This is a genomic window from Vibrio profundum (assembly GCF_050337555.1).
Taxonomy (GTDB): Bacteria; Pseudomonadota; Gammaproteobacteria; order Enterobacterales; family Vibrionaceae; genus Vibrio; species Vibrio profundum.
Genome location: NZ_JAKJTA010000011.1, coordinates 126,836 through 150,032, shown reverse-complemented (window position 1 = coordinate 150,032; position 23,197 = coordinate 126,836). Strand labels below are relative to the sequence as shown.

15 protein-coding genes and 1 pseudogene are annotated in these 23,197 nt (G+C 45.4%); 12 read left to right on the top strand and 4 right to left on the bottom strand.

Features of this window, described 5'->3' with window-relative positions; translation table 11 throughout:
• Positions 1-7 precede the first annotated feature (7 nt).
• From L4C34_RS12355 to L4C34_RS12320, 8 genes and pseudogenes are all read left to right on the top strand, one after another.
• Complete coding sequence (locus L4C34_RS12355; RefSeq protein WP_428789642.1) at positions 8-1,525, top strand: complex I subunit 4 family protein; 1,518 nt, start codon at positions 8-10, stop codon at positions 1,523-1,525.
• The gene (locus L4C34_RS12350) at positions 1,512-2,969 is read left to right on the top strand and encodes an NADH-quinone oxidoreductase subunit N (RefSeq protein ID WP_428789641.1); all 1,458 of its coding nucleotides are present in this window, start codon (positions 1,512-1,514) and stop codon (positions 2,967-2,969) included. Before L4C34_RS12355 ends, L4C34_RS12350 begins: the two co-directional genes overlap by 14 nt.
• Positions 2,970-3,915: 946 nt before the next feature.
• Positions 3,916-5,115, top strand: coding sequence for a hypothetical protein (locus L4C34_RS12345; RefSeq protein WP_428789640.1), 1,200 nt, complete (start codon positions 3,916-3,918; stop codon positions 5,113-5,115).
• A gap of 198 nt (positions 5,116-5,313) precedes the next feature.
• A pseudogene (locus tag L4C34_RS12340) lies at positions 5,314-5,409 on the top strand (IS1 family transposase); the annotation flags it as partial.
• A 114-nt stretch (positions 5,410-5,523) separates the two neighbouring features.
• A complete protein-coding gene (locus L4C34_RS12335; RefSeq protein ID WP_428789639.1) occupies positions 5,524-6,252 on the top strand; it encodes a substrate-binding periplasmic protein in 729 nt (242 codons plus the stop codon).
• 723 nt (positions 6,253-6,975) lie between these two features.
• Positions 6,976-9,699 (top strand): glycosyl hydrolase family 18 protein, encoded by a 2,724-nt coding sequence (locus L4C34_RS12330; RefSeq protein WP_428789638.1) that lies wholly within the window; start codon positions 6,976-6,978, stop codon positions 9,697-9,699.
• A 169-nt stretch (positions 9,700-9,868) separates the two neighbouring features.
• Positions 9,869-10,624, top strand: coding sequence for a substrate-binding periplasmic protein (locus tag L4C34_RS12325; protein ID WP_428789637.1), 756 nt, complete (start codon positions 9,869-9,871; stop codon positions 10,622-10,624).
• A gap of 93 nt (positions 10,625-10,717) precedes the next feature.
• On the top strand, positions 10,718-11,107 hold the full coding sequence (locus L4C34_RS12320) for a hypothetical protein (RefSeq protein WP_428789636.1): 390 nt from the start codon (positions 10,718-10,720) through the stop codon (positions 11,105-11,107).
• A 422-nt stretch (positions 11,108-11,529) separates the two neighbouring features.
• On the opposite strand, the gene L4C34_RS12315 is transcribed toward L4C34_RS12320, so the two are convergent.
• Positions 11,530-12,789, bottom strand: a complete 1,260-nt coding sequence (locus L4C34_RS12315) for an amidohydrolase (RefSeq protein ID WP_428789635.1) — start codon at positions 12,787-12,789, stop codon at positions 11,530-11,532.
• 127 nt (positions 12,790-12,916) lie between these two features.
• Positions 12,917-14,134, bottom strand: a complete 1,218-nt coding sequence (locus L4C34_RS12310) for a multidrug effflux MFS transporter (RefSeq protein ID WP_428789634.1) — start codon at positions 14,132-14,134, stop codon at positions 12,917-12,919.
• Positions 14,135-14,287: 153 nt separating this feature from the next.
• Between L4C34_RS12310 and L4C34_RS12305 the strand changes: the two genes are divergently transcribed.
• The 4 genes from L4C34_RS12305 (at position 14,288) to L4C34_RS12290 (ending at position 20,303) form a co-directional block, all read left to right on the top strand.
• Positions 14,288-15,166, top strand: a complete 879-nt coding sequence (locus L4C34_RS12305; RefSeq protein ID WP_428789633.1) for a LysR family transcriptional regulator — start codon at positions 14,288-14,290, stop codon at positions 15,164-15,166.
• 155 nt (positions 15,167-15,321) lie between these two features.
• Positions 15,322-16,455, top strand: a complete 1,134-nt coding sequence (locus L4C34_RS12300) for an exonuclease SbcCD subunit D (RefSeq protein ID WP_428789632.1) — start codon at positions 15,322-15,324, stop codon at positions 16,453-16,455.
• Positions 16,456-16,478: 23 nt separating this feature from the next.
• Positions 16,479-19,541, top strand: coding sequence for an SbcC/MukB-like Walker B domain-containing protein (locus L4C34_RS12295; protein ID WP_428789631.1), 3,063 nt, complete (start codon positions 16,479-16,481; stop codon positions 19,539-19,541).
• Between the two features lie 237 nt (positions 19,542-19,778).
• Positions 19,779-20,303, top strand: coding sequence for a hypothetical protein (locus tag L4C34_RS12290; RefSeq protein ID WP_428789630.1), 525 nt, complete (start codon positions 19,779-19,781; stop codon positions 20,301-20,303).
• 122 nt (positions 20,304-20,425) lie between these two features.
• Here the strand turns inward: L4C34_RS12290 and L4C34_RS12285 are convergent, their stop codons facing one another.
• Positions 20,426-21,232 carry a hypothetical protein gene (locus tag L4C34_RS12285; protein ID WP_428789629.1) on the bottom strand — a complete coding sequence of 269 codons (807 nt, stop codon included), beginning with the start codon at positions 21,230-21,232 and terminating at the stop codon, positions 20,426-20,428.
• A gap of 182 nt (positions 21,233-21,414) precedes the next feature.
• Positions 21,415-23,076, bottom strand: a complete 1,662-nt coding sequence (locus L4C34_RS12280) for an APC family permease (RefSeq protein WP_428789628.1) — start codon at positions 23,074-23,076, stop codon at positions 21,415-21,417.
• Between the last annotated feature and the right edge of the window lie 121 nt (positions 23,077-23,197).

Genomic DNA, 23,197 nt, shown 5'->3' with positions numbered 1-23,197 from the left:
TTTACTTATGCTTAGTTTATTGATTTTCTTCCCGCTGGTCGCTGCGCTGATAATCTGGTTAGGTTGCCAGCGTCAGCCAGCGTTGGCGCGCTCGCTAACGCTGGGTGCAGTGGTTGTCGAAAGTATTATCGTGGCTTGGATGTTCACATCTGGCCATGTACACGGTTTCTCCATGACGGAGCGACTTAACTGGATATCAGATTTTGGCATCCAATACCTAGTGAGTATTGATGGCATTAGTTTGAGCATGATTGGCTTAAGCTGTGCGCTGTTCTTGGTTTCAATCCTAACGGCTTGGAATCACGTCGACCGCTGGAATGCATTTGGCCCATTAATGCTGGCTACGTTGGGTGGCATTGTGGGCGCGTTCCTAGCGCTTGACCTGTTGCTGTTCTACGTATTCTGGGAACTAATGCTGATCCCAATTTACTTTATGCTCAGCTTCTGGGGTTCGAAAGGCTCGAAGAAAGCGGCGATGAAGTTCATGCTAGTGACCATTGCAGGCTCACTACTGATGCTGGTTTCACTGATTGCACTTTACCTAGTACATGGTAACCAAACGGGTAACTATACGTTTGATTACTTTGCTTTGGCTAATCACCCATTGGTGATGCATGGCGCAATCTATATCCTAGCGGGTTTCTTGATTGCCTTCTTGATCAAGGTTCCGGGTTTCCCATTCCATTTCTGGGCACCAGATACTTACCGTGAAGGTAATCCAGCTGTTGTTATGCTTCTATCTGGTGTGATGGCGAACGTGGGTGCTTACGGTATCCTGCGTTTCTGTTTGGCAATTTTCCCACAAGCAATGCATCAGCTGACTGATGTCGGCATGGCGCTGGGCGCATTGGGTACGCTTTACGGCGCATTCTTAGCGTTCCGCCAAAGTGACCTTCGCAGTGTGATTGCTTATTCAAGTGTGAGCCACATGAACCTTGTGGTGATGGCAATTTTTGCTTTGCAATTGCAAGCGCTAAACGGTGCGGTGTTGCAGTTGGTTGCACACGGTTTATCTGTTGCTGGTCTCTTTGCGGTTGTCGGTATGCTGCAAGCTCGCGGTTTCCAAGGCGAGATGAAGGGCATGGGTGGTCTATATAAGGTGATTCCGGGTATCGGTATTTTCTTAGTTTTCCTTGTGGCTGCCAGTGTTGGGGTTCCGGGTCTTGCTAACTTTGCCGGTGAGATTCTACTGCTTGTCGGTAGCTTCACCACAAACCCAGTCTGGGCAAGTGTTGCTGCTTTCTCAATCTTGTTCGGTGTCGTGTACTTCTTGAAAGCTTACGGCCGTTCAATGCTTGGTCCAATTTCGGATGAAGTACAAGCGCGTACAATCACTGATTTAAACGCTCGTGAAAAAATGATTGCGGCAGTGCTTGTGATTGGTTTGTTCTGGGTTGGTGTCGATCCTAACTACCTATTGCAAATGATGGCTCAATCTACGTCACAGCTTATCGCTGCGACGAGCCCATCGGTTATTACTGTGACTCACGCTATTGTTAAAGGGGTTATCTATGTCGCTCCATGATTTTACATACCTGCTGCCTTATGGCTTGACTGGGATCGGGGCATTGATCGTTTTATTGCTTGGCGTACTGCCGGGCAAAAAAGACAACCAAGTTCCTTATATCGGTTCCATTGTCATCTTGCTTGCGACCATGTTCCAAATAGGTACCTTGTTTGGTCATGAAGCGCGTATAGAAAACTTTGTGGTCATCAACCATTTCACTTTGGTGGCGTTTGAACTGTTTGCTGCTGGTGGTCTTGCGACTATCGTGATGGCGCAAAATTACCCAGCCCTAAATAAGCATGTTGATGAAGAGTTCTATGGCTTGATTCTGATTGCTGTGCTTGGCACTTTCTTGCTGGTTTCAGCAGTGAACTTGCTAGCGGCCTTTATTGGTATGGAGCTGATTGCGATTCCAATGTTTGCTCTTGTTGCGTGGAATCCACGCCGCAAAGGCGCAATTGAAGGCGCAATGAAATACGCCATTACGGCGACAGTGGCAGCTGCGTTCTTCATGTTTGGTCTGGCGCTGATTTACTTCGGTACTGGGACTTTGGTTATCGATCAAATCCCACAAGCGCTTATCCACGCTCATGCTATACCAGCATTGGCCGTGATGGGTATCATTCTACTGTTTGTCGGTATCGCGTTTGAACTTGCTTTAGCGCCGTTCCATAGCTGGCTGGCTGATGTTTTCCAAAGTGCGCCGGCTCCTGTGATGGCGTTCATTGGTAGTATTGCCAAGATTGCTATGCTGACGTTCCTGATTCACCTTGCGATTTTGATTGAGCCAATTTGGACAAGCTTTGAAGGTGTGTTGTGGGTTCTAGTATTACTTAGCATCATCTTTGGTAACCTACTGGCACTGCGTCAAAGCAATGTAAAGCGTATCCTTGCGTACTCTTCGGTTGCGCAATTTGGCTACGTGATGATGTCTTTGGCAAGTGTTGCAGAGGGAAGTGCAGCATCGATGGACCACGCGGTTCGTGCAGCCGCTTACTATGGCTTTAGCTACGCAATCATGAACATGGTGGCGTTTGCAGTGGTCGCGATGATGGCGAAACATAACCCAACAGGTGAGCTGAAAGGCTACCGTGGGCTGGGTCGTCGTTACCCGCTAGCAGGCGTAGCAATGGTGATTGCTGTTCTATCATTGGCGGGTATCCCACCAACGGCGGGCTTCTTTGCTAAGTTCTTCCTGTTCACTACCGTGATGGCTAGCCAGCATTTAGGCTTTGTCTTGATTGCAGCATTAGGCTCAGCAGTTTCTGTGTTCTACTACCTGCGCATTCTATTGGCATTTTTTGCCAAAGAAGAGCAGCCAGCGACCATGCAGCTTGCGCATGATGGTAGCCAAGTTGTCGAGCCAGTTGATTTTGGCTCTGCCGCGGTTATCGCAGTGTGTGCAATCGGTACTTTGGCATTTGGTATCTTTGCTCAAGCGGTAATGCACTACATGTTCTAATACAGTAGTAGCGCTTCTATTTGCTAATTAATGCATGAAACCCCATCGAGTTCGATGGGGTTTTTTTAGTGATAATTTACGATAAACCGCTTGGATAGAGTGGTATGTATTACGGTTGAGCGAGGCAGGGTTTTCTATTTTTTAGCGCCGTCAAGCAAGCTTGATAAGTTTCGTCATAATCGTCGAAATATTGATTGAAGTCTAGCTCTGAAATGTTGCTGTTGAGCTGTTTAATCGCGTAAGGCTATAATTTGTTTGGAAATAACAAAAGCGCACATGGTGGCATTATGTTGTTTCGCCCAGTTAGTGACAATCTGATGAGATTCCATATTGTCTGGTGAGGAACCTTCCCACCGCCTGTAATCAATGCAGATTACTCATGGTGTTGAGACGCTTTTAGGAGCTGTTAACAAATTCGATTTAAGCTCCTCGAACCAAGCGAAGCTGGCCTCTGAGTTTGTTGAACCCTTAAAACTCGCCCTCCAGTACCATGCTCCACTGACCATGTATGTCTCTTGCTGGCATTGTTTTCACTCCATGCGAGGCTACTCACCCAATTATAGGTCTAATTGGATAACGGTTCATGAGTCTCCCAACTTTGTCATTAGTGGACTTGCCTTTTCCCTTTTACTTATGAGGTCATTTTTGCAACAAGCTCAGGGATTGGGCCATCAGAAAATGTCTTGGTTGCATTCATTATACCCAAAGTGAGATCAATATACGGAGTCACACGGGGGACTCTTTACAAAGACTGGAGTCTGGTTGTTTACTGTACACAAGCAAGAGCGGAAAGTGCTGCGCTTTAAGTTTATTTTCACCTAATGCTTATTGGCCTATCAATTATTATGCACCCGTCAATAGGCAAAATATCGCAGCAATAAATTTCTCAATTCCTCGAACTGATTACAACGTACTATCTAATATTCGACGCTATAAGGAGCGCAGTATGGCGATATTTACAGTATTTTTTTCTGGTACAGGGGCACATTCAGAAAAGCACATACACAACGATTATATTAACGGAGAGCTGATTTCCGTCCTCGCGAAGAATGCTGTTGGTCAGGATATGCTTGACTACATTCAGGTTGATGGCGTCGGAAGTGGTAATAGATTTGAATGGCGTAAGCATACTAAAGACGACACCTACCACAAAATTCGCGGTACGCTGGGCTCTGGAATTGATAGCAATCTAAATCATGTCCTCAATGTGATGCGTGGCTATGAGGAAGATAAAGGTGACTATCTAACACGAGCCAAAAACTTGATGCACGATACTCAGCCACAGAAAAAAGACAGCTTTTGGAGTTGGGGGACTTCGAGCGCCTATCAGCACTGGTTACAAGAAGCGAAGCTACTATCTCTTGATCTCAAAGATGCTATGTCTATGGAAAAGGCAAATATTAATGCAGAGCGGGCTATCAACCCCATTACATGTGTCAACATGGTTGGATGGAGCCGAGGCGGGGTGAGTTGTTTTGAGCTTGCCAACAGAATGAGTAAGGATCGTAAGTTGTGCAATATTCCGGTGAATATATTCGCTTGCGATCCGGTTCCAGGAGGTACTAATAGTTTTAAAGATTACAAGACTCTTGCAAAGAATGTTAAGAGTATCGTGTGCTTTTTCGCTGAAGATGAATCATCTCTAGGGTTTAAAGCGAGAATGCCTCGGCTGCACAAATCCACAAAATATTATACGAGTATGATCCCAGGGCGTCATGCCACTTTGGTCGGCAATGCACATACCTCTGGTGCTTCCAGCGGCGGTGACCTTTTATCTGGACCAGGTTTAATCACTAGAGACTTTGCCGAAAAAGTATTAGTAGGGTGGGGGAGTCGATTGAAACAAGGCTCTATGTTGAATCTAACAAGAAATAACGTGTTGGGTCTTTATCAGCAAGTAATGGGTAATAGTGTCCACTTTAATAACATGAGTCAACATACCTATACCGTTAAAGACCGGAGACTGTGGTCGAGTCGAATTGGGCAAAAAAGAGAAAGCTGGTTTGGTATTCCAACATCTAGATTTCACTTCCCTGGAATTAATAACGAGTACCCAGCAGCGGTAAATCGTCATCATTCCGATGTCTTAGATGGCAATTTATTTGCAGTGCATGGAATATCCGAGGCAATTGGTTCGGCTATATAAAATGTATTAGTTGATACCAAACCTGGCCTGATACTTAAATTTTAAAGAAGAGAGTTACTTATTTGGCTTAAGATATTCAAACTTAAATTAAAGATAAGAGTAATTCTCATGCTTTATTTTAGTCATTCCTCACTACACAGAACGTTGGCTAGGTAATCCTCCCTTTAATAACTGTACCGTTTTACGCACCAATCTCACCTACGAGCGCGATTAAAACGATTGGTGAGAAAAACCATAGGCTTTTCCCAGCCAGAAATCGTGCACGATAAGGAAACAGGGACTTTCATAGAATGAGAGTATTGCCGTTAGTTCAACCACTTGGAGTCACCAGCGTAAAATAAGCTCAATAAAATAATAGGCATGGCCTATTCTTAAATACGATGTGAATCGTTACCTTGGAGCAATGTCATGAAATACGTCTTCTTTTTACTTCTTAGCCTAACATGCCTTAATGTGAGTGCCGCAGAGCTAAACAAACTGAAATTCCTCACAGAAAGTTACCCGCCCTATAACTACAGAGAGAGCGGAAAAATCGTAGGTTTGTCCGTTGATGTACTCAATGCTGCAAGTAAAGCGGTCGGTGACCCAGTAAAAAAAATAGAACTCCAACCTTGGGTTCGCGGCTATAAAAGCGCTATCAGCGGCCCGATGGTAGTTCTATTTTCGACGACTCGTAACAAGGAAAGAGAGTCTAAATTCAAATGGGCTGGGCCGATAAGCTCAACAGAAATTGTCGTGCTGGCTAAAAAAAGTAAAAACATAAAAATTAGCAACCCGAAAGATTTTGATAAGTATGCAATAGGGGTAGTACGAGAGGATATTGGGCAACAATTGTTAACCTCTTTAGGGGTCATCCCAAAATCAATAAAAGCAGTTTCGAGGCCAGACATGATTATAAAACAATTGGAACATGATAGAGTCGATATGATTGCATATGAGAATAATGTTGCCAAAACAATGATGACCAATGCAGGCATGACACCTTCCGATTACGAAACTGTATATGTACTTAGTAAATCTTTCTTGTATTTTGCTTTTAGTTTAGATACTCCAAATGAGTATGTTTCCAAGCTTCAAAAAGGTATCGATCTGATAGAAAGTAACGGAAAATTAGAGTCGATAAAGAGTAAATACTAATTCAATCACTTGGTGGCTGTAAGTATCTCTAGTGTCTATTCATCTTGAGCATCTTTCAGCTTATCGAGGCATGCTAGGTATTCAAATGAAATCTGTACGATATCTTGACCAGCTAGCCTTTTCTCGGTTGCGAGGTGCTAAAGCTAAGTTGAATAGATGAGTTGGGACAATACACAGTTATGCGCCTCTAGACAGTTAACTCGCTTATTGGTTACTTTCCATACAGAACCTAGTGAGGCCGTTTCCCAAGCTCGTCCGTCACACGGTGTGCTCCTATCGCAGTACAGCCGATAGGGCGTTAATACCCACCTCTTCACATGATTATATAGCGCCCTTATAGTCAGGCTAGCCACAGCCAGTGATGAGTTTTTCTTTGTGCTAAAGCAAGAATTGGCCACGTTTCGTGCGGCCTTTTGTCAAATTAACGCGTAGTGTGATATCTGTTTCATACTGACAAATATTGGCGTTATCAAATGAACCTATTTGTATATATTGACTTGGCAGCGGTGCCTACCTAGATACAGCGACCTCGTATGAATTAAAGGGGGGAGTCTGTAGCGGCGTGATCGTAATTTTGATGCTGTCAGTTGGCCAACAAGCTCAGATTATTATTTTGTTGCTGCTACGTCTTGTTTGCTGAATCTATCAACTCCTTGCTGTTGTTTTTTAACTTGCTGATTTTAAAAATTATTACTGCCAAATTAGAATTCAAACGGGGTTCATATGAAAATTAATTCTCTAACAGTTGCGATGCTATGTACGGCTTTTACTAGCGCATCATACGCAAGTGAAGCGCCAGACTTAGGGCGAAGTCCTACCACTGAGTCGGTTAACTATGTTTTAAACACCTACCAAGCGGATCCCTCGCTCCCGCACATTACTTCCTACGTGTCTAACTGGGGCCAATATGGCCGCAAGTTTAATATTGGAAAAGTTGCCAATGGTTACGACCGGATTATTTTGTCTTTCTACGGGATGTGTGGGACCAAAGTGGGTGACCCGACGATTACCAGTGCGGTGGATTCGTTAAAAGAAATTTGTAGCTTAGCGGGTGCCAAAGATTTTGAGGTCATTAGTACTGACTTATGGGGAGATTTGGCGACAACGGCTGGTGGCGCGTTGACGTCACAAGATTTGGCCGATGCGGGAAACCCTAACTGGGATTCGCTGCAAAAGCTTGCGCAGCGCTGGTATAAGGGAGAAGACTACGCCGCGGGTGTGATGGGTTATGCCAAAAAAGCTAAGGCGGAGAACCCGAACTTACACATAGGTTTCAGTGTGGGTGGCTGGTCGTTGTCGGAACCTTTCTCTCGTATGGCAAAAGATGCGGCAAGCCGTAAGGTGTTTGTTGATAGCATAGTGAAGATCTTTAAATTGTATCCATTTTTCGACCAAGTCGACATCGACTGGGAATACCCTGGTGGAGGCGGCGCGGAAGGCAACAGTGTCGACAATCAGGATGGCGCTAACTACGCGGTTTTGATCAAAGAACTGCGCACAGCCCTCAACCAAGCGAATTTAGACGACGTTAACATTGCCATCGCGGCGGGTGCACCGAAAACCAAACTGGATGCGTCAAATCTGAAACAGCTGGTGGATAATGGTGTCGATATTATTCACTTAATGACGTACGACTTCTTTGGCACAGGTTGGGCTGAAAAACTTGGCCACCACACCAACTTGATGCACTACGATCAAGACGGATTTTCAGCTGATGACTCGATTAAATATATGACCGACGTATTAGGCATCGACCCGAAAGTAATTTATTTAGGTTACGCAGGATATACTCGTAACGGTGCTGGTGCGAATATCACGTCTTACTCTCCACTGGCGGGAACCTACAATAAATCGGCGTCGAATGTAGCAGGCTCTTGGGAAAATGGTACAAGTGAGTGGTATGACATTACCACTAATATGGTTAAAGTGACTCCTGAATCGGGCATGACATTTGATAATCCTGATTACAAACTTTATACCGATGCCGTCGCTAACGCCGACTTTGTTTATAACGCTAATAATCACCTATTCATGTCTTTAGATACGCCACGAACTGTTTTTGCTAAGGCGCAGTATGCGAAAGAGCATGGCTTAGGAGGTGTGTTTAATTGGATGGGTGATTACGCCGATGGGTTATTGCTCAACGCCGCGAGAGAAGGGCTAGGGCAAAAAGTCATCGATCAGAAGATTGATATGCACAATATTATTTACCAATGTGGTGAAAATATTACTTCGCAGGAAGAGTGTGTCAAGCTGACCAATCAGTATGGCGACCAGTCGGTGACCAAAGCGAATGCTGGGCAAGATGTGACAGCGGCTCTGGAGTTTAATACCGATTATCAGTTGAGTGGCGATCAGTCCACCAGTGAGTTCGGTAATCTGACTTATCATTGGTCTCTAGGAGAAGTTGTCGGCATTACGAAGAGTGATGTTGAACTGACTCATGTGCATAAATCTGATGCACAGTTTAAGCTAGCTGAGCCAAGCGGCGATAAGGCTAAGAGCGCCAAACTCACATTCAACTTAACGGTCACTGACGAAAAAGGTAACCAATCGACAGACAGCGTGTCTTACACCTTGCAAGGCGAAAATGCGAAACCAGTCGCTATTGCAAAAGTGACGGATAACAGTGTCGTAGGTAAGCCATTTAATCTAGTGGGCAACCAGTCTTACGATGATGATGGCGATAGCTTGACCTGTCAGTGGTCTCAAACCGAAGGGGAGCATGTGTCATTAGCGCAAGCGGATAGTTGTGATGTTAGCAATATCTCGACGGCAAATTTATCTAACCAAGAGCAGCAATTGGCGTTTGAGTTAACCGTGAGTGATGGAGTTGATCAATCAACCGCTTCTGTGGACGTAGCCCTTCAGGCTAATGCGATTGATAACCAGCCACCAGTGCCGGTGATTAGTGTGCTTGGAGATTCAGTGGTTGGTGGCACAGTGAAGTTAGATGGCAACAAGTCAACCGATGACGGTGTGGTTGCTAGCTATCATTGGGCGGTGACGTTTAATGGCAGTGCGTTAAGTGTGGACAACTCAGATCACGCTGTCGCGAGTTTCACTCCAGAGAAAGAGGGCACCTATACGGCAATGCTCACCGTGACCGATAATTTAGGTGTTTCCGCCAACAAGAGTCAGCAGATTGAGGTGAAAGCTGCGCCGCAAAATACTTGGTCAGCGGACACGGTATACAATAGTGGCGACCATGTGATTTACAACGGTGATGAGTATGTCGCTCAGTGGTGGACGAAAGGCCAAGCGCCGGGGACCGACCAAGTATGGAAGATCCTAAGTGATGGGACGGTGAAAGATTGGTCTGCTAGTACAGTCTATGACAAAGGCGATCAAGCTATCTATCAAGGAGTGACCTATACCGCGAAATGGTGGACTCAGGGTAATGTCCCGGGCACCGAGCAGTATGGCCCATGGCAAGAAAACTCATAGTAGAGAATAAAGTGTGACCACAGAAGCCTATCTTAATGATAGGCTTTTTCATTTTTTAGAGGTGTGCTAAACCTTTGCCCAGAATGGCTAAATTCATTGAATTTGTTTATTTGCAACGCCAATACTAACCTTGTTATTGATGGAGATCTCAATTACAAGGTGATTACTCATGTTGAAGTTATGGAAAACACTGTTACTTTCCGCGTTTTTTTTCACGAATGCAGGGGTGTATGCCGCTGAAGTGGTGACACTGGCGAGCGGGGAGTGGGCGCCATACCAATCTAAGAACTTAAAAAATGGCGGCTTTATTTCTCAGGTAATCACGGAATCTTTCGCGGAGGAAGGTTACGAAGTGAAATTCGTTTATTTGCCATGGAAAAGAGGTTTTGAAGAAGCCAAGGCGGGCCGATATGACGGGTCATTTATATGGCGGGAAAATGAAGAAAGGAAAGCAGATTTTTTATTTTCAGAGCCAGTCATTTCTTTGAGTACGTCGCTTTTTCAGCAAAAGGGAAAAGATTTCACGTGGGATAAGCCGCAAGATTTGGCCAAGTTCAAAATCGGTGGTGTGGTTGGTTATGCCTATGGAATTGAGGAATTAGAGAAGGAAGGGGTGGTTAAGATTAGGCGGATCACCAACCCTGACAATAACTACAAAAAGCTCGTGTCTGGGCGGTTAGATTTTGTTCTAGAAGATAATGACGTGGGGTTGGAAACGATTAATCGATTAGGGATGAGTGATAAAGTTGTGGCCAATGCGAAGGCGCTGCAGTCTAACAGCTTCCATATGATTTTCCCGAAAAAGTCTGCTCGTTCGGTGCAGTTGCTTGAAGTGTTTAACCGTGGTTTGGCCAAATTGAAAGCCGATGGCAGGTTGCAAAAATATCGTGATGCTTCAAATCGTGGTGAATATAAGACCCAGTGACGATAGCCTGAGTTTTTTATAAGCCTCGCACTTTCTTAGGTAGTTGGCAGCTATCCAACATGCGTGTTTATTGGAATAATAAGGGCTGAGTGTATGGTTGTTAAAAATAGGCATGGTAGATTTGAGCTGTCTAATCAGAGCAATATTGTTATTTGGCAAGGCTTTGGATCTTGGAATGAAGAAACGACGCAAGATTTATTTGAAAGCGTTAATAGCCTTATTAAACAATTTGATGGAGTTGGTTGGGCATTTGTCGCTGACGCACGTGAATGGCAGTTAGCGTCGCCTGATACTTTGCAGCTCTGGCCGCCCGCTCTTAAAGTTATGGTCGACAATGGGTTAGTGTGTGGCGCGATTGTTATGGAGCGCAATGCACTAAAGCACAATATAATTATCAAGAACCTGCCCAAGAACGGAGCAGAGTATCAGACGTTTGATAATGTCGAAGATGCCTTACAGTGGTGTCAAAATACATTGGATTAGCTAGGTCTTGCGCCAACCGTTTCTTTTGCAATCTAATAGGTAACCGCTTAAATCTCGTTCATCGTGGCAGTCATACAATTTGACGAATGCCCATGCATTTACCTCAAGCAAAGCTGAAGGAGACATAAGTCGCAAATACCATTAATTGCTAATGATTATCATTTGTATTCATTGGCGTGGCGCGCTATGGTTATATCAATGTCATTGAAAAGCAAAGTATGCCGATATTCCCTTGTGCAATTGGCAGGTTGTATTTGGGAGTGAAGGCTTTGGTCTTGCGTGACATTGCTCGCTTTTGTTCCAGTGTAATTGATAGCTTTATTAAGCTAAGCGACATCAATTCTTCCCGATGTCGCTTTTTTCTTTCTCGCCAATCTATTCCTTCTCACCTCGCCGCTTGAAACCACGCAGCTTGATACGAGCTAACCGTTTGATGTGGAAGATTCAGTTAACGTTTGGCCATGCACCTGCTGACCTTGGTAAAAAGTGGCTCGCTGGATTGGTAAACGTGCCACCGATTCTGCAGAGCAGCTCGCGTCTATGAGAACGAAATTAGCACGGAAACCAACGGCTGGCCAAACACATTGCCCTTTATCATCGAGCGGTGTGATTCCGCCAGTTGCAATCGCAAGTGAGCGCGACAGGTTGAATTCGTCTGATCCTCGATACAGCTTGGCGTAAAGGTTGGCTTTTTCCAACATATCTCCGCTACCAAACGGTGACCAATGATCCATGATGCAATCTGATCCTGTGGTGACGTGTACACCTTTTTCGCTGAGCTCACGTAATGGCATGATAAGTCCCCCGAATGGGATCATTGATGTGAGGCTCACTTGCAACTCCGCCATTCTCTCGGCAATAGGAGCCAGTTGATAAGGGTTGAGCGTCGCCAGCGAAAACCCGTGACTGATGTTAACTTGTCCATGCAGCTGAGGAGAGCGCTCAACCGTATCTAGAATGTATTTAAGCGCCGCGACACCGGAGGGGCTGGACTCATGGAGGTGAATATCAATGCCTCGTTGATAATCCGCCGAAATTTGAAACATGGTATCGAGCGATTTTTCCATCGCCCCATCAATTTGAGTTGGATCGAGTCCGCCGACGTAATTTGCACCCAACTGCATTGCGTCACGAACCAAAGGCTCGACTTGGGATCGTAACAACCCATGCTGAGGGAAAGCGACAATCTCACAATTAAATTCGTTTTGGTTACGTTCTTTGACTTCGAGTAAGTGTTCCAAGAACTTGACGCCGCTAACTGGGTCTATGTTGCAGTGAGCTCGCGCCAACGTGGTTCCTTTGGATCGCAGTAAATTAATTACCTGTTCGCTGTGCTGCTGGCTGGTTTTGAGATATTCAGGGATGAGAGTTTGCTCCCGTTCAATCATCTCTAATATGCCACCTCGGCGCGGCCGAGGCGCTTGCCATTCACTGCCATAAAACCCTTTTTCCATGTGAATGTGCATATCCTGAAAGCTAGGTAGCATGAGCTGTTCATTTGCATCCAGCCGAGGTACTTCAGGAAGTAAAGGCGCACTTTTTGGAACAATAGCGATGATATTGCCATCTTTAATTTCAACGCTGAAGAGCTTGGTTTCGGTACCGATAACCGTGTTGCCATCGTAGACAAAACCTTGCTCAAGGCGAACGCCGGTGAGGTAGTAATGATTTGGTAAATGCATGTGAATTCCTATGTCGTAATATTCAAGTCGCAACGATTAAGTAGCATTGTTCAAGGAGGTAATGATCTAGTAGGAAGTGTCAGCCTAGCGAGGTGCTAGGCCAACTGAGCGTGGTGAACATTATCGGTTATGATGAAGTGACTTCTGAACCAAGGGTATGGCTTGATTTGCGGCTGAACTTGATGGCCAAAGAGAATAGCAAGATGGCACTGCCCAAGGTTATTTGAGCGATCGCTAGAGGCTCTGTGCTAGTGACCTCAAATTGCAGCACAAAAGTTGAGACAGCAAAGGCGATGGTAAATTGAAAGAAGCCAAATACTGCTGAAGCTGCTCCTGCCATTGTTGGGTAAGGTTCAATTGCGCCACCAGCCCCTGCACCCATCATCATTGAGCCGCCAATTCCCATTGTCATCATAGGGACGATAAAGCTGCTGATGGACAAGCCCGCAACAAGGTACCAACCCAGCATGCCTAAGCCGGAGAGTGCGACTAGCAATGCGCCAATTACAACGGTGCCGAAGGCGCCAATTTTGCTGGCGGCGTAACCGCTGATCAGGCTGCCAATAAAGAACACAATACCAATTAAGCCAAACCAAATGCCAAATTGTTCAACAGGTACATTTAGGATTGAAATCAGCAAGTATGAAGACACTGAAATAAAAATCATAAAGCATGAGAAGCCCGCTGAAGCGCTGAGTGCAAACAGCTTGAAGTGATTGCTTTTGACGATATGCAGGTAATCTTTGAACACTTTACGCGATAAGGGCACTCGATTTTCTTCCGTGAGCGTTTCTTTGGTTTTAAAGATCCCGAGTAGCAGTATTAGCGCTGACATGACGGACAAAAATACGAAGGTTGCTCTCCAATCATAGAATTTTTCCATGTAGCCACCGATGCTTGGTGCGAGCAGCGGAGATAAAGCCACGCCTGCATTTAAATAGCTGTATACCTTAGCGATAGTATTACCATCAAAGAGATCGCGCACCATAGCAAAGGTTGCCACCATCATAGCACAGGCCCCAAAGCCTTCAATCATACGAGCCGCGATAAGCGTTTCGATATTGGGAGCGAACACTGCAATGATGCTGCCAGCTAAAAATGTCGCGGTACCCACTAAGGCAACTTTACGTCTGCCAATACTGTCGGCAATCGGGCCCGCAAATAGTTGACCAATACCTGTGAGCAATAAAAAAGCACTGACAGTGAGCTGTACAGCAAACGGACTGGTGTGGAAATAGCCGGGAAGGCTAGGTAAGCTCGGTACGTAAATATCGAGCGCAAAAGCAAAGGTGAAGACAAAAGGTGCCAGCACCAAGACTTTTCTCAACAAGGAGGTGGTGTTCATAACAATGAATCCTGAGAGTTAACTATGCCAATAGATGGCGCTTAAGCGGTGCTTCACCGCCGTTGGATGCGACTAATATAATCGTGTGAGATATAGATTGATAATATATAATTTCGATAATCTTTATAGTAAATAGCTATGTAGTGGGGAGTTATGACCTTAGAACAGTTACGTATGCTGGTGAATATCGTTGAGCACGGTAGTATTTTGTCGGCTGCGAAAGCGATGTATCGTAGTCAGCCGACCATTAGCGTCGCGATGAAGAAATTAGAAGAAGAGTATGAAGTTCAGGTGTTTAACCGAGATAACTTTCGTATCGGCTTAACACCTGCAGGGGAAGCTCTGTATAAGCAAGCTCAGACGATTTTAACCCATGTGACTCACTTCGAGGTATTGGGTAAGCAACTCGGACAAGGCATTGAACCTGAAGTGTGTATCTCTTATGTTGCTTTTGCGCAAATTGGCCCGATCCTGAGTATTCTTAAAAAATATCAAAGCTTGTATCCGCAAACCAAGTTTACCCTAACGACTGAATATTTGGGCGGAGCGACAGAGCGGTTACTTGAAGGGGAGGCCGATCTGGCCATCGTTGCCAAATACGAGGACAATCCTAAGCTGACCGCGGAGTTTTTAACTGACGTTGGCTTTACTGCGGTTTGCGCGCCAGATTTTGTTGATCAGCACCACTTGAAGAAACGGGATTTAGAAAATTGCACCCAAATAGTACTGCGAGATAACAGTCAGCGTAGCGAGCTAAAAAGTGTCGGTTTGATTGCTAACGCTCCGCAGTGGTTTGTGACCGATCATTTTACTAAAAAACAGATTATTTTAAGTGGTATGGGGTGGGGGCGGTTACCGGATCATATGATTACTCAAGAGTTGGAAAATGGAAGTTTGGTGCCTCTTATCGCCCAAGATTATGAAACCTCTCTGCGCGCTGAAGTGCAATTAGCTCGGCGAGTCGATCAACCGCTTGGAAAAATCGCCAGCGAAATATGGCAAGATTTGTTGGTGGTCGCGCCAGAGTGGTAAGCGGAACCACCTAGAGCCTTACTCATATTAGTAAAGCCGCGATATTCGCGTCTTTGCTTTACCATGCTAGACATGCCGTAGCCACAAAGGTATAAGGCAAACAATAGCCTCTTTTAGCGGCGCCTAGCCAAGCTTATTTTAGCAAGTGAATTCGAATGAAATTTATCCATACTTCCGACTGGCACCTTGGTCGTCAGTTCCACAATGTCTCATTACTCGATGATCAAAAAGCGGTGCTTGAACAGCTGGTTGATTATATCCGAACTTATCCTGTCGATGCGATTATTGTGGCGGGTGATATTTACGATCGCTCCGTCCCTCCGACAGCAGCGATTGAACTGTTGAATCAAACGGTGAATCAGATTTGCGGGGAGCTGAACACGCCGATGATACTGATTTCGGGTAATCACGATGGTGCAGAGCGATTGGGTTTTGGCTCTGAGCAAATGAAAAATTCAGGTCTGCACATCATCAGCCATTTTGAAGATATGCTACGACCAGTCGTGATCTCAACGGAATCCGCCGGAGAGGTGGCGTTTTATGGTATGCCGTACAACGACCCTGAGATGGTTCGCTATGCCTATCAAAGCCCGGTATCAAGTCATGATGAGGCGCATAACCTGCTTTGTGAAATAATCCGTGAACACAGCTCTAACGAGCAGCGTCGGGTATTGATTAGCCATTGCTTTGTCGATGGGGCGATGGCCTCTGATTCAGAGCGACCGCTGTCGATTGGTGGCGCCGATCGAGTGAGTCATGAGCACTTCACCGATTTTGATTATGTCGCACTAGGCCACTTACATCAGCCACAAAAGAAGGGCGAGGAATATATTCGCTATTCGGGTTCTTTGATGAAATATAGCTTTAGCGAACAACATCAGCGTAAAGGGTTTACGGTAGTTGATCTGGACTCAAGTGGCTTTGTGTCGGCTGAACATATTGATCTAACTGCCCCTCACGAAATGCGTATTGTAGAAGGGCTGCTTGAAGATGTTCTGGCGTTAGGCCAGTCTGATGAAAAGAAAGACGATTATTTGCTCGTGAGACTGATGGATCAGCATGCCATTTTGAATCCGATGGAAAAGCTCAGAGCGGTTTATCCCAATGTTCTTCATTTAGAAAAGCCCGGAATGTTAATCGGTGTTGAGCAAGAAATGGCGCAAGCAAAATTGGCACGCAATGAAGTTGATATGTTTCGGGACTTTTTTTCAGAAGCGCAAAATAGCGAGCTCACGCGCGATCAAGATGACGCGATTCACGGCATTATTAGCCAACTTTCTCAGCCGTAACGACATTATTTTAAGGGACAACCGTGCGACCACTTAAACTCATCATGCAAGCCTTTGGCCCGTTTGCCCAGACGGAACAAATCGATTTCACTTTATTAGGGCGTCATCCGCTATTTTTGATCAATGGCCCGACAGGATCAGGGAAGACATCAATATTAGATGCAATGTGTTTTGCTCTTTTCGGCGAAACGACAGGAAATGAACGCCAAGGCATGCAAATGCGTTGCGATCTCGCCCCAATTACCACGCCGACGGAAGTTTGCCTAGAATTTGCGCTGCACGACAAAGTGTATCGAGTGACACGTTCACCAGAGCAAGAAGCGCCGAAATCACGCGGAGAAGGCACCACGACCCGTAAACACATGGCCTCTCTATATGAAATTACGGGTGAAGAAGTCCTACTGACCAGTAAAACGGCTCAAGTCAAAGTGGAAGTAAGTGCACTGATTGGTTTGAATGATACTCAGTTTCGTCAGGTGATGGTGCTGCCGCAAGGCAAGTTTCGTGAACTTTTGCTGGCAAGCTCTAAAGAGCGTGAAGAAATCTTTGGTCAGCTGTTCCAAACTGATATTTACAAGAAAATCGAAGGCGCCTTGAAAGACAAAGCCAGTGCTATCAGTAAAGCGAAAGGTGAGTTTGATAATCAAATTGAAGGGGCACTCAAAGTTGCTGGTGTAATGGATGAGCAAGAGTTGCTGCACAAGCGCGAAAATCTGAGTGGTGAGTTAACTGTCGTCACCGAGCAAGAAAAAGGCGCATTGCAGGTGCTGACTCAAGGTAAGTCTGAGTTGGAAAAAGCCAAACGACTGGAATCTGAATTGGCTCAGCGGCAAGGCGCTCGTCAAGCCTTGGCTGAGCACATCAAACGCCAACCTGAGATAGACGAGTGGCAAAAGAAGCAAGTCATTGCTCACGTTGCCGCCAAGCTTGAATTACCTTATTCAGACTGGAAGAATTCGATTAAACGCAGCGATGAATTGTATAAGTTGGTCAGTATTGGCCAATCTGCCCTCGACGCTGCCAACGCTGAGCAAGAATTATCAACGAAAGCGATGCAAAATGCGCAAGAGCAGGCGAAGCCGGTTCCTGAATTAAACGAGCAAGCAATCAAGCTAGAAGGCATCAGAGAGCAGTTAAATCAAAAAGGTGAATTACAAAATAAACTGGCTGCTGAAAAGACAAGGCATCAAAAATGCGAGATAGAGCTTGGTCGTTACATCGACAAAAAAAATGAGCTGAAACAAGCCTTTGATATGAAAGTCGTTGAGCTTGAGCGCGCTCAAACTCAGTGTATGGAGAAAGGTAAGGTCGAGACCGAGGTGAGCGATTTAACGCGCTTAGTGTCTGATCTGAACAAGTTGGCAGGCTTTGCCCAAGAAGTGCAGCGGCTTGAACAATTTAGCCCACAGTATCAACAGACCGCTGATAAAGCTCAGCAGGTATTAAAGCGCAAGCAGGAACACGCCAATCAATTAGAGCTTAGCTGGCATAGTGGGCAAGCGGCTTTACTTGCGCAAACATTACAACAAGGCGTTTCTTGCCCTGTCTGTGGCAGTTGTGAACATCCGTCACCTGCACAGGTGTCTGCAGAGCAAGTGACTAAAGCTCAAGTGCAGGCGGCTCGTGAACAAGAGAGCCAAGCGCTAGAAGTCGTTAACCTTCAATCTAATCAACTTGAGATCCATCGCGCCACACTCAAACAGGCTAGCCAGCGATATCATGACTTCATCTTAGAATTAGGTGATAGTGCCGTGAGGGATAGGTCGCAAGTGAGTCAGCAATTGACTGACGCTAAGATGTTGCTGAACAAACTCAACCTCATTGATTTAGCCAAGATGAAGCAAGAGCTTGATGCCTTATCGCAGCGCTGCGAAAAGGGTGAGGTCAAAATTTTGGAAAAGACCAATGAGATCGCAGCCAGCACAGCGACGGTCGACAGTTTACAAGAGCAGCTTGATGTAATGGGGCGGACGATTGATGCGAAGTTTGCGTCGGTGGACGTCGTTGAGCGAGAAATAACCAAGCTGAAAGAAGTAGCCAACAAGCTCAGCCGAGACTTGGATGCGGCTAAGGCGAAAACCCATCAAGCTGACGTATCGCTATCAAAAGCCGATGCGGAATTGAAAGCGTACCAGCAGCAATATACTGATGAGAGCCACCAACAAACGCAACTGCATCAAGTCTGGCAGGGTGCACTGTCGAAGACCGAGTTTACCAGTGAAGTCGATTACCTTGAGAGCAAGTCGTCAGAACAAGACATTCAGCAGCGGCAGCAGGTGATTGAAGATTATCAGCATATCAAAGTGAAGCTATCGCAAACTGTTGAAGACTTACAAACTAAGTTAAATGGTGTTGTCGCACCGGATACGATTAATCTAATGAGCTTATTGGAGCAAGCTCAGCAGGCCTACGATAAAATCCGCACTGAATTTAATGAGATTCAAGCCAATTATAAGAACTTAGACGAAGTTCGAACCCAAATTGAGCAGTTACACCAAGAAAATATCAAGTTAGAACAAGAGTATAAGGTGTATGGCACCTTGTATGATGTCGCGAGTGGTAAAACGGGCAGCCGTGTTAGTTTACACCGTTTTGTCTTGGGCGTTCTGCTCGATGATGTGTTAATACAAGCGTCTCAGCGACTCAATATGATGAGTAAAGGACGGTATCGATTGACCAGAAAGACGGATGGATTCAAAGGTTCAGCGGGACGTGGCTTGGATCTGGAAGTAGAAGATGGATACACAGGAAAAACACGTGATGTCGCGACGCTCTCTGGCGGCGAGTCATTCATGGCCGCGCTGGCGCTGGCGTTGGGATTGTCTGATGTTGTGCAGTCTTACAGTGGTGGTATTCGCTTGGAGACCTTATTTATTGATGAAGGCTTCGGCAGTCTCGATCCTGAATCATTGGATTTAGCGATTCAAACCTTGGTGGATCTCCAGCAAACAGGTCGCATGATTGGTGTCATTTCTCACGTATCAGAGTTGAAAGAGCAACTGACGCAAAGGATAGATGTTGTGGCCTCTAGGTTGGGCTCCACGGTGAAAGTCCATTCCTACATTCAAACGACGTCGATGCCGTAATAAGTGAAGCGGTATGGGCCTCTATTCGTTAGATGGAGGCCTTCACCTTTCCCTCTTCCCTTAAAAATCATATCCATTACCAATCTAAGTGCATATAATTCACTTTCATTGGCTTCCGTTGTTCACCCCTAAATATTTCGATTCGATTGAGCGAGATTGTAATTTTCACGCTTAGAATAGAGTGACGGAGCGGCACATGGGAGCGTTATTTTTGTTATATGGATATGAGGTTTTGTTTTGAAAAAGTTTGTAGTCTGCCTAGTTGCACTTTTTAGTAGTTATTCTTATGCCCAGACTTCGATGGGGCTATGTGAATATGGAAATGAAACGGTGGCGAATATTACGTGTTATGGAAAAGCCGTGCTGGACGGAACAAAGGTAACGGGCTCTCTGACTGTGATGGGCCCGTTGTTGATCAAAGGCGGCACCGTGAATGAGCTCAATGTCAAAGGACCACTAACAACAATCGGTAGCCATGTTTTAGGAGATACGGTCGTTTATGGTCCGATCAAAGCGGTAGACTCGAGTTATCAAGGCAGTGTAACGGATTACTCGGACTTTATGTCCGTCGAAAATTCTCAGTTTGCTCAGAAGGTAATCATCAATTCTGACTCTGACTTTCATGACGCAAAGTTGCAGGTTGGCAATCATTCTACCTTGTCTAAAGGCGTGCTGTTTGCCAAGCATAAAGGTGTTGTTGAAGTTGATCAAAATAGCCAGATCTTAGGGGAGATATCAAACGGACAAATGCTTCAGCACTAACGTGGCGAGAGTGTGAGCATTAGAAATGGCCGACTATTTCCAGGTGTTCTGACCTCGGAGTAGGCGGCCTGAATGCCTGGCAAAGGAACAGTAGAGAAAGCGTTATTAGCGGGATATCTCGGTTAATCATGCCCGTCGATGTATTGACTAACAATACGCTGATAGTCGCCATTCAATTGCATTTTTTCAAATCCTTGTACAAACATATCATGCTGTTGTGTGCATTTTTGGTCGAAAAAGATGTCAACGGGTATTGTTTTTATTGATTTTTTTGAATTTGAAAAAAGGTGCGCACGTTTAGGGTAGTTGGCCTTTATCGTTTTCCAACCCGCGAGGTAGCTTTCTAAAAACATGTCAATACGTTGCCTGTGTAACTTCTGAACGTTTTGCTTTGATGACTTCACTAAATCGAGATTGCTTTCTAGGCCATTTTCTTTGAAAAGCTTGTGAGTGACGCCTCCAATAATCGTACCTATTCGATAGGGCTTTAAGTCCTGAAAGTTGTCGAAGGCAACCCCTTCAGGGAAACGAGACTTAAGATAGAATAAGTAAATGTGCTCACTATACACTCGCATTGATAAGGTCGTTTGCCCAGAAAAAAACGCTGGGGTTCCTATGGCTATACACGCTTTCTTGTCATCAAAAACACGACCAATACGACCTATTGGCAAAGTGAAAAATTGCGCATTGATTCCCGATAGATGATACGCCTGTTGAACGAGATCTGAAATTAATGAGTGATGAGTGTCCATTAAAGGAGGAATGAGGGGAGTTGCGATAGAAACGTCAGAGATCGGCGCTGTATTATCGCGATTGGCGTGGCTGGCAGTAGAAAAAAGCATGATGTGAATAAGAACAAGGCTGAGCATCTTAAGCGGTGAGTTGATGCTTTCGGTCACCTTTTTACTTTCTTCCCTCATAAAGCCCATACGCTACCACTTCGCCAGTTTGTCCATCCGTGTCATAGCATGAGTGTAGTCTATCCCATTTGTACATCAGCAAACTGTCTGCATAAAAAAGAGCCAACTGATGCAGTTGGCTCTTCCTGAGTACGCTATTAAATAAGGGACCTATATTCTGACAAGGCTCTTATATTCTGAAGGTTTGGCTATCAGTTAGTCGCGGTGTTTAATTTTTCAGTCGTTGGCTCGTCGTCTTCGAAGAACTCGTTCGCTTCTTGCAGTTCTTTCTCTAGCAGAGGTGTTACCCAAGCGGAATTTATACCCCAATAGAAGAACACCAAACTCGATGCGGCAACTGCGGCCATACCGTAACCAAAGTGTAGGATGTTAAGGCCACCAAACTCGCTACTACCGATGTAAGATAGAAGCATCATAGTAAGGAAATAACATAGCATCCATGCACCAGCTTTTAGGTGCTTGCTGATGCCGTCCCAACCACGCTTGTTTTGGAAGTATATATAGACAACAAAGCCAAGCAGCAAGATAAAGATAACTTTACCTGTTAGTGGCCAGCGCGACCAATACAGTACCTCAGAAGAGATTGCAAAGCCCAACGGTGCTAGAAAGTTCATCGCTTTTAGGCGAATCGGACGTTTAACATCTGGGGCAATTTTACGCAGTGACATTGCAGACATTGGGCCCACGATGTAGGTCACAACGGTCGCGGCTGAAATGATACCCGCAAGCTGTCCCCAACCTCTAAATAGGTATAGGAAAATAAAGCCGACGATAAGGTTAACCCAAAGTGCTGCACGTGGAATGTGGTATTTAGGGTGTAGCTTCGACCAGCTCTTAGGTAAGTGGCCGTGCTCACTCATTGCAAACAGCATACGAGTGGTAGTGCCCATGTAGGTAATACCTGTGCCAGATGGTGATACAAACGCATCAATATAAAGCAGCATCACGATTAGGTTAAGGTTCAAAGCGATAGCAAGCTGTGCAAATGGAGACGCAAAGTTTAGGCTCCAACCATGTTTTGCGAGATCTGCTGGATCGATACCACCGATGAAGGCAGTTTGCAGTCCGAGATACAAAACCAAAGCAAAAACGAGCGTTAGAACAATCGCACGCGGCAAGTCTTTACGAGGGTTCTTTGCTTCGCCGGCAAAGTGCATTGGGCTTTGGAAGCCGTTATAGGCAAATACGATACCCGCTGTAGCAACCGCTGTTAACGCACCTGCCCAGCCATATGGGGCAAAAGAGTGGTTAACCGCTGTAAAGTTACCAGGGTGGAAGCCTGCCATCACAATTGAGCTTACACAGAATACAGGAACCAGCATTTTGAAAATAGTGATCGCTGTTTGTGATTTAGCAAATAGACCGACGCTCCAGAAGTTGAGTAAAAAGTAGAGGATCATCAGTACGGCAGCAATCATTAGCCCATACACAGACAGCGAGTGCGTATGCATGTTGAAAATGGTACTCGTGAGGGGCTGTACCCATTTCCATTCCCAAGAAGACATGTATTGCACTGAGGCTTCAGCTTCAATTGGGATAACCGTTACGATAGACAACCATGTTGCCCATGCGGCCATATAACCTACGACAGAGCCGTGAGTCAGCTCTAGGTAGCGAACTGGGCCGCCTGATTTAGGGAACAGTGTCGACACTTCCATATAGGTTAGTGCTACGATTAATACCGCAAACCAGCCAATGACCCAAGAAACTAATGAAGCGGGACCGGCAATTTTAGCTGCGTGGTAGGCGCCAAATAGCCAACCAGAGCCGATAACAGAACCGACACCAGTCATCGTTAGGGGAATTAACCCCATTCTTCTTTTGGGCTTAGAGCTTGAAACGTGCTCACTCATAAAGTATGTATCCTTTATTGTAATAATGATGTTTCTAAAACGGCAGAAGCAATGCTGTCGTACCGCTCAAATTATTATATTTCAGCATCTAGCAGAGCTGGTGCTGTTATTGTATTGGAGT

What these genes read in the sequence shown, in the direction of transcription:
- L4C34_RS12355 (WP_428789642.1), top strand. Translation starts at nt 8, where the DNA reads ATGCTTAGTTTATTGATTTTCTTCCCGCTGGTCGCTGCGCTGATAATC.
- L4C34_RS12350 (WP_428789641.1), top strand. Translation starts at nt 1,512, where the DNA reads ATGTCGCTCCATGATTTTACATACCTGCTGCCTTATGGCTTGACTGGG.
- L4C34_RS12345 (WP_428789640.1), top strand. Translation starts at nt 3,916, where the DNA reads ATGGCGATATTTACAGTATTTTTTTCTGGTACAGGGGCACATTCAGAA.
- L4C34_RS12335 (WP_428789639.1), top strand. Translation starts at nt 5,524, where the DNA reads ATGAAATACGTCTTCTTTTTACTTCTTAGCCTAACATGCCTTAATGTG.
- L4C34_RS12330 (WP_428789638.1), top strand. Translation starts at nt 6,976, where the DNA reads ATGAAAATTAATTCTCTAACAGTTGCGATGCTATGTACGGCTTTTACT.
- L4C34_RS12325 (WP_428789637.1), top strand. Translation starts at nt 9,869, where the DNA reads ATGTTGAAGTTATGGAAAACACTGTTACTTTCCGCGTTTTTTTTCACG.
- L4C34_RS12320 (WP_428789636.1), top strand. Translation starts at nt 10,718, where the DNA reads ATGGTTGTTAAAAATAGGCATGGTAGATTTGAGCTGTCTAATCAGAGC.
- L4C34_RS12315 (WP_428789635.1), bottom strand. Translation starts at nt 12,789, where the DNA reads ATGCATTTACCAAATCATTACTACCTCACCGGCGTTCGCCTTGAGCAA.
- L4C34_RS12310 (WP_428789634.1), bottom strand. Translation starts at nt 14,134, where the DNA reads ATGAACACCACCTCCTTGTTGAGAAAAGTCTTGGTGCTGGCACCTTTT.
- L4C34_RS12305 (WP_428789633.1), top strand. Translation starts at nt 14,288, where the DNA reads ATGACCTTAGAACAGTTACGTATGCTGGTGAATATCGTTGAGCACGGT.
- L4C34_RS12300 (WP_428789632.1), top strand. Translation starts at nt 15,322, where the DNA reads ATGAAATTTATCCATACTTCCGACTGGCACCTTGGTCGTCAGTTCCAC.
- L4C34_RS12285 (WP_428789629.1), bottom strand. Translation starts at nt 21,232, where the DNA reads ATGGGCTTTATGAGGGAAGAAAGTAAAAAGGTGACCGAAAGCATCAAC.
- L4C34_RS12280 (WP_428789628.1), bottom strand. Translation starts at nt 23,076, where the DNA reads ATGAGTGAGCACGTTTCAAGCTCTAAGCCCAAAAGAAGAATGGGGTTA.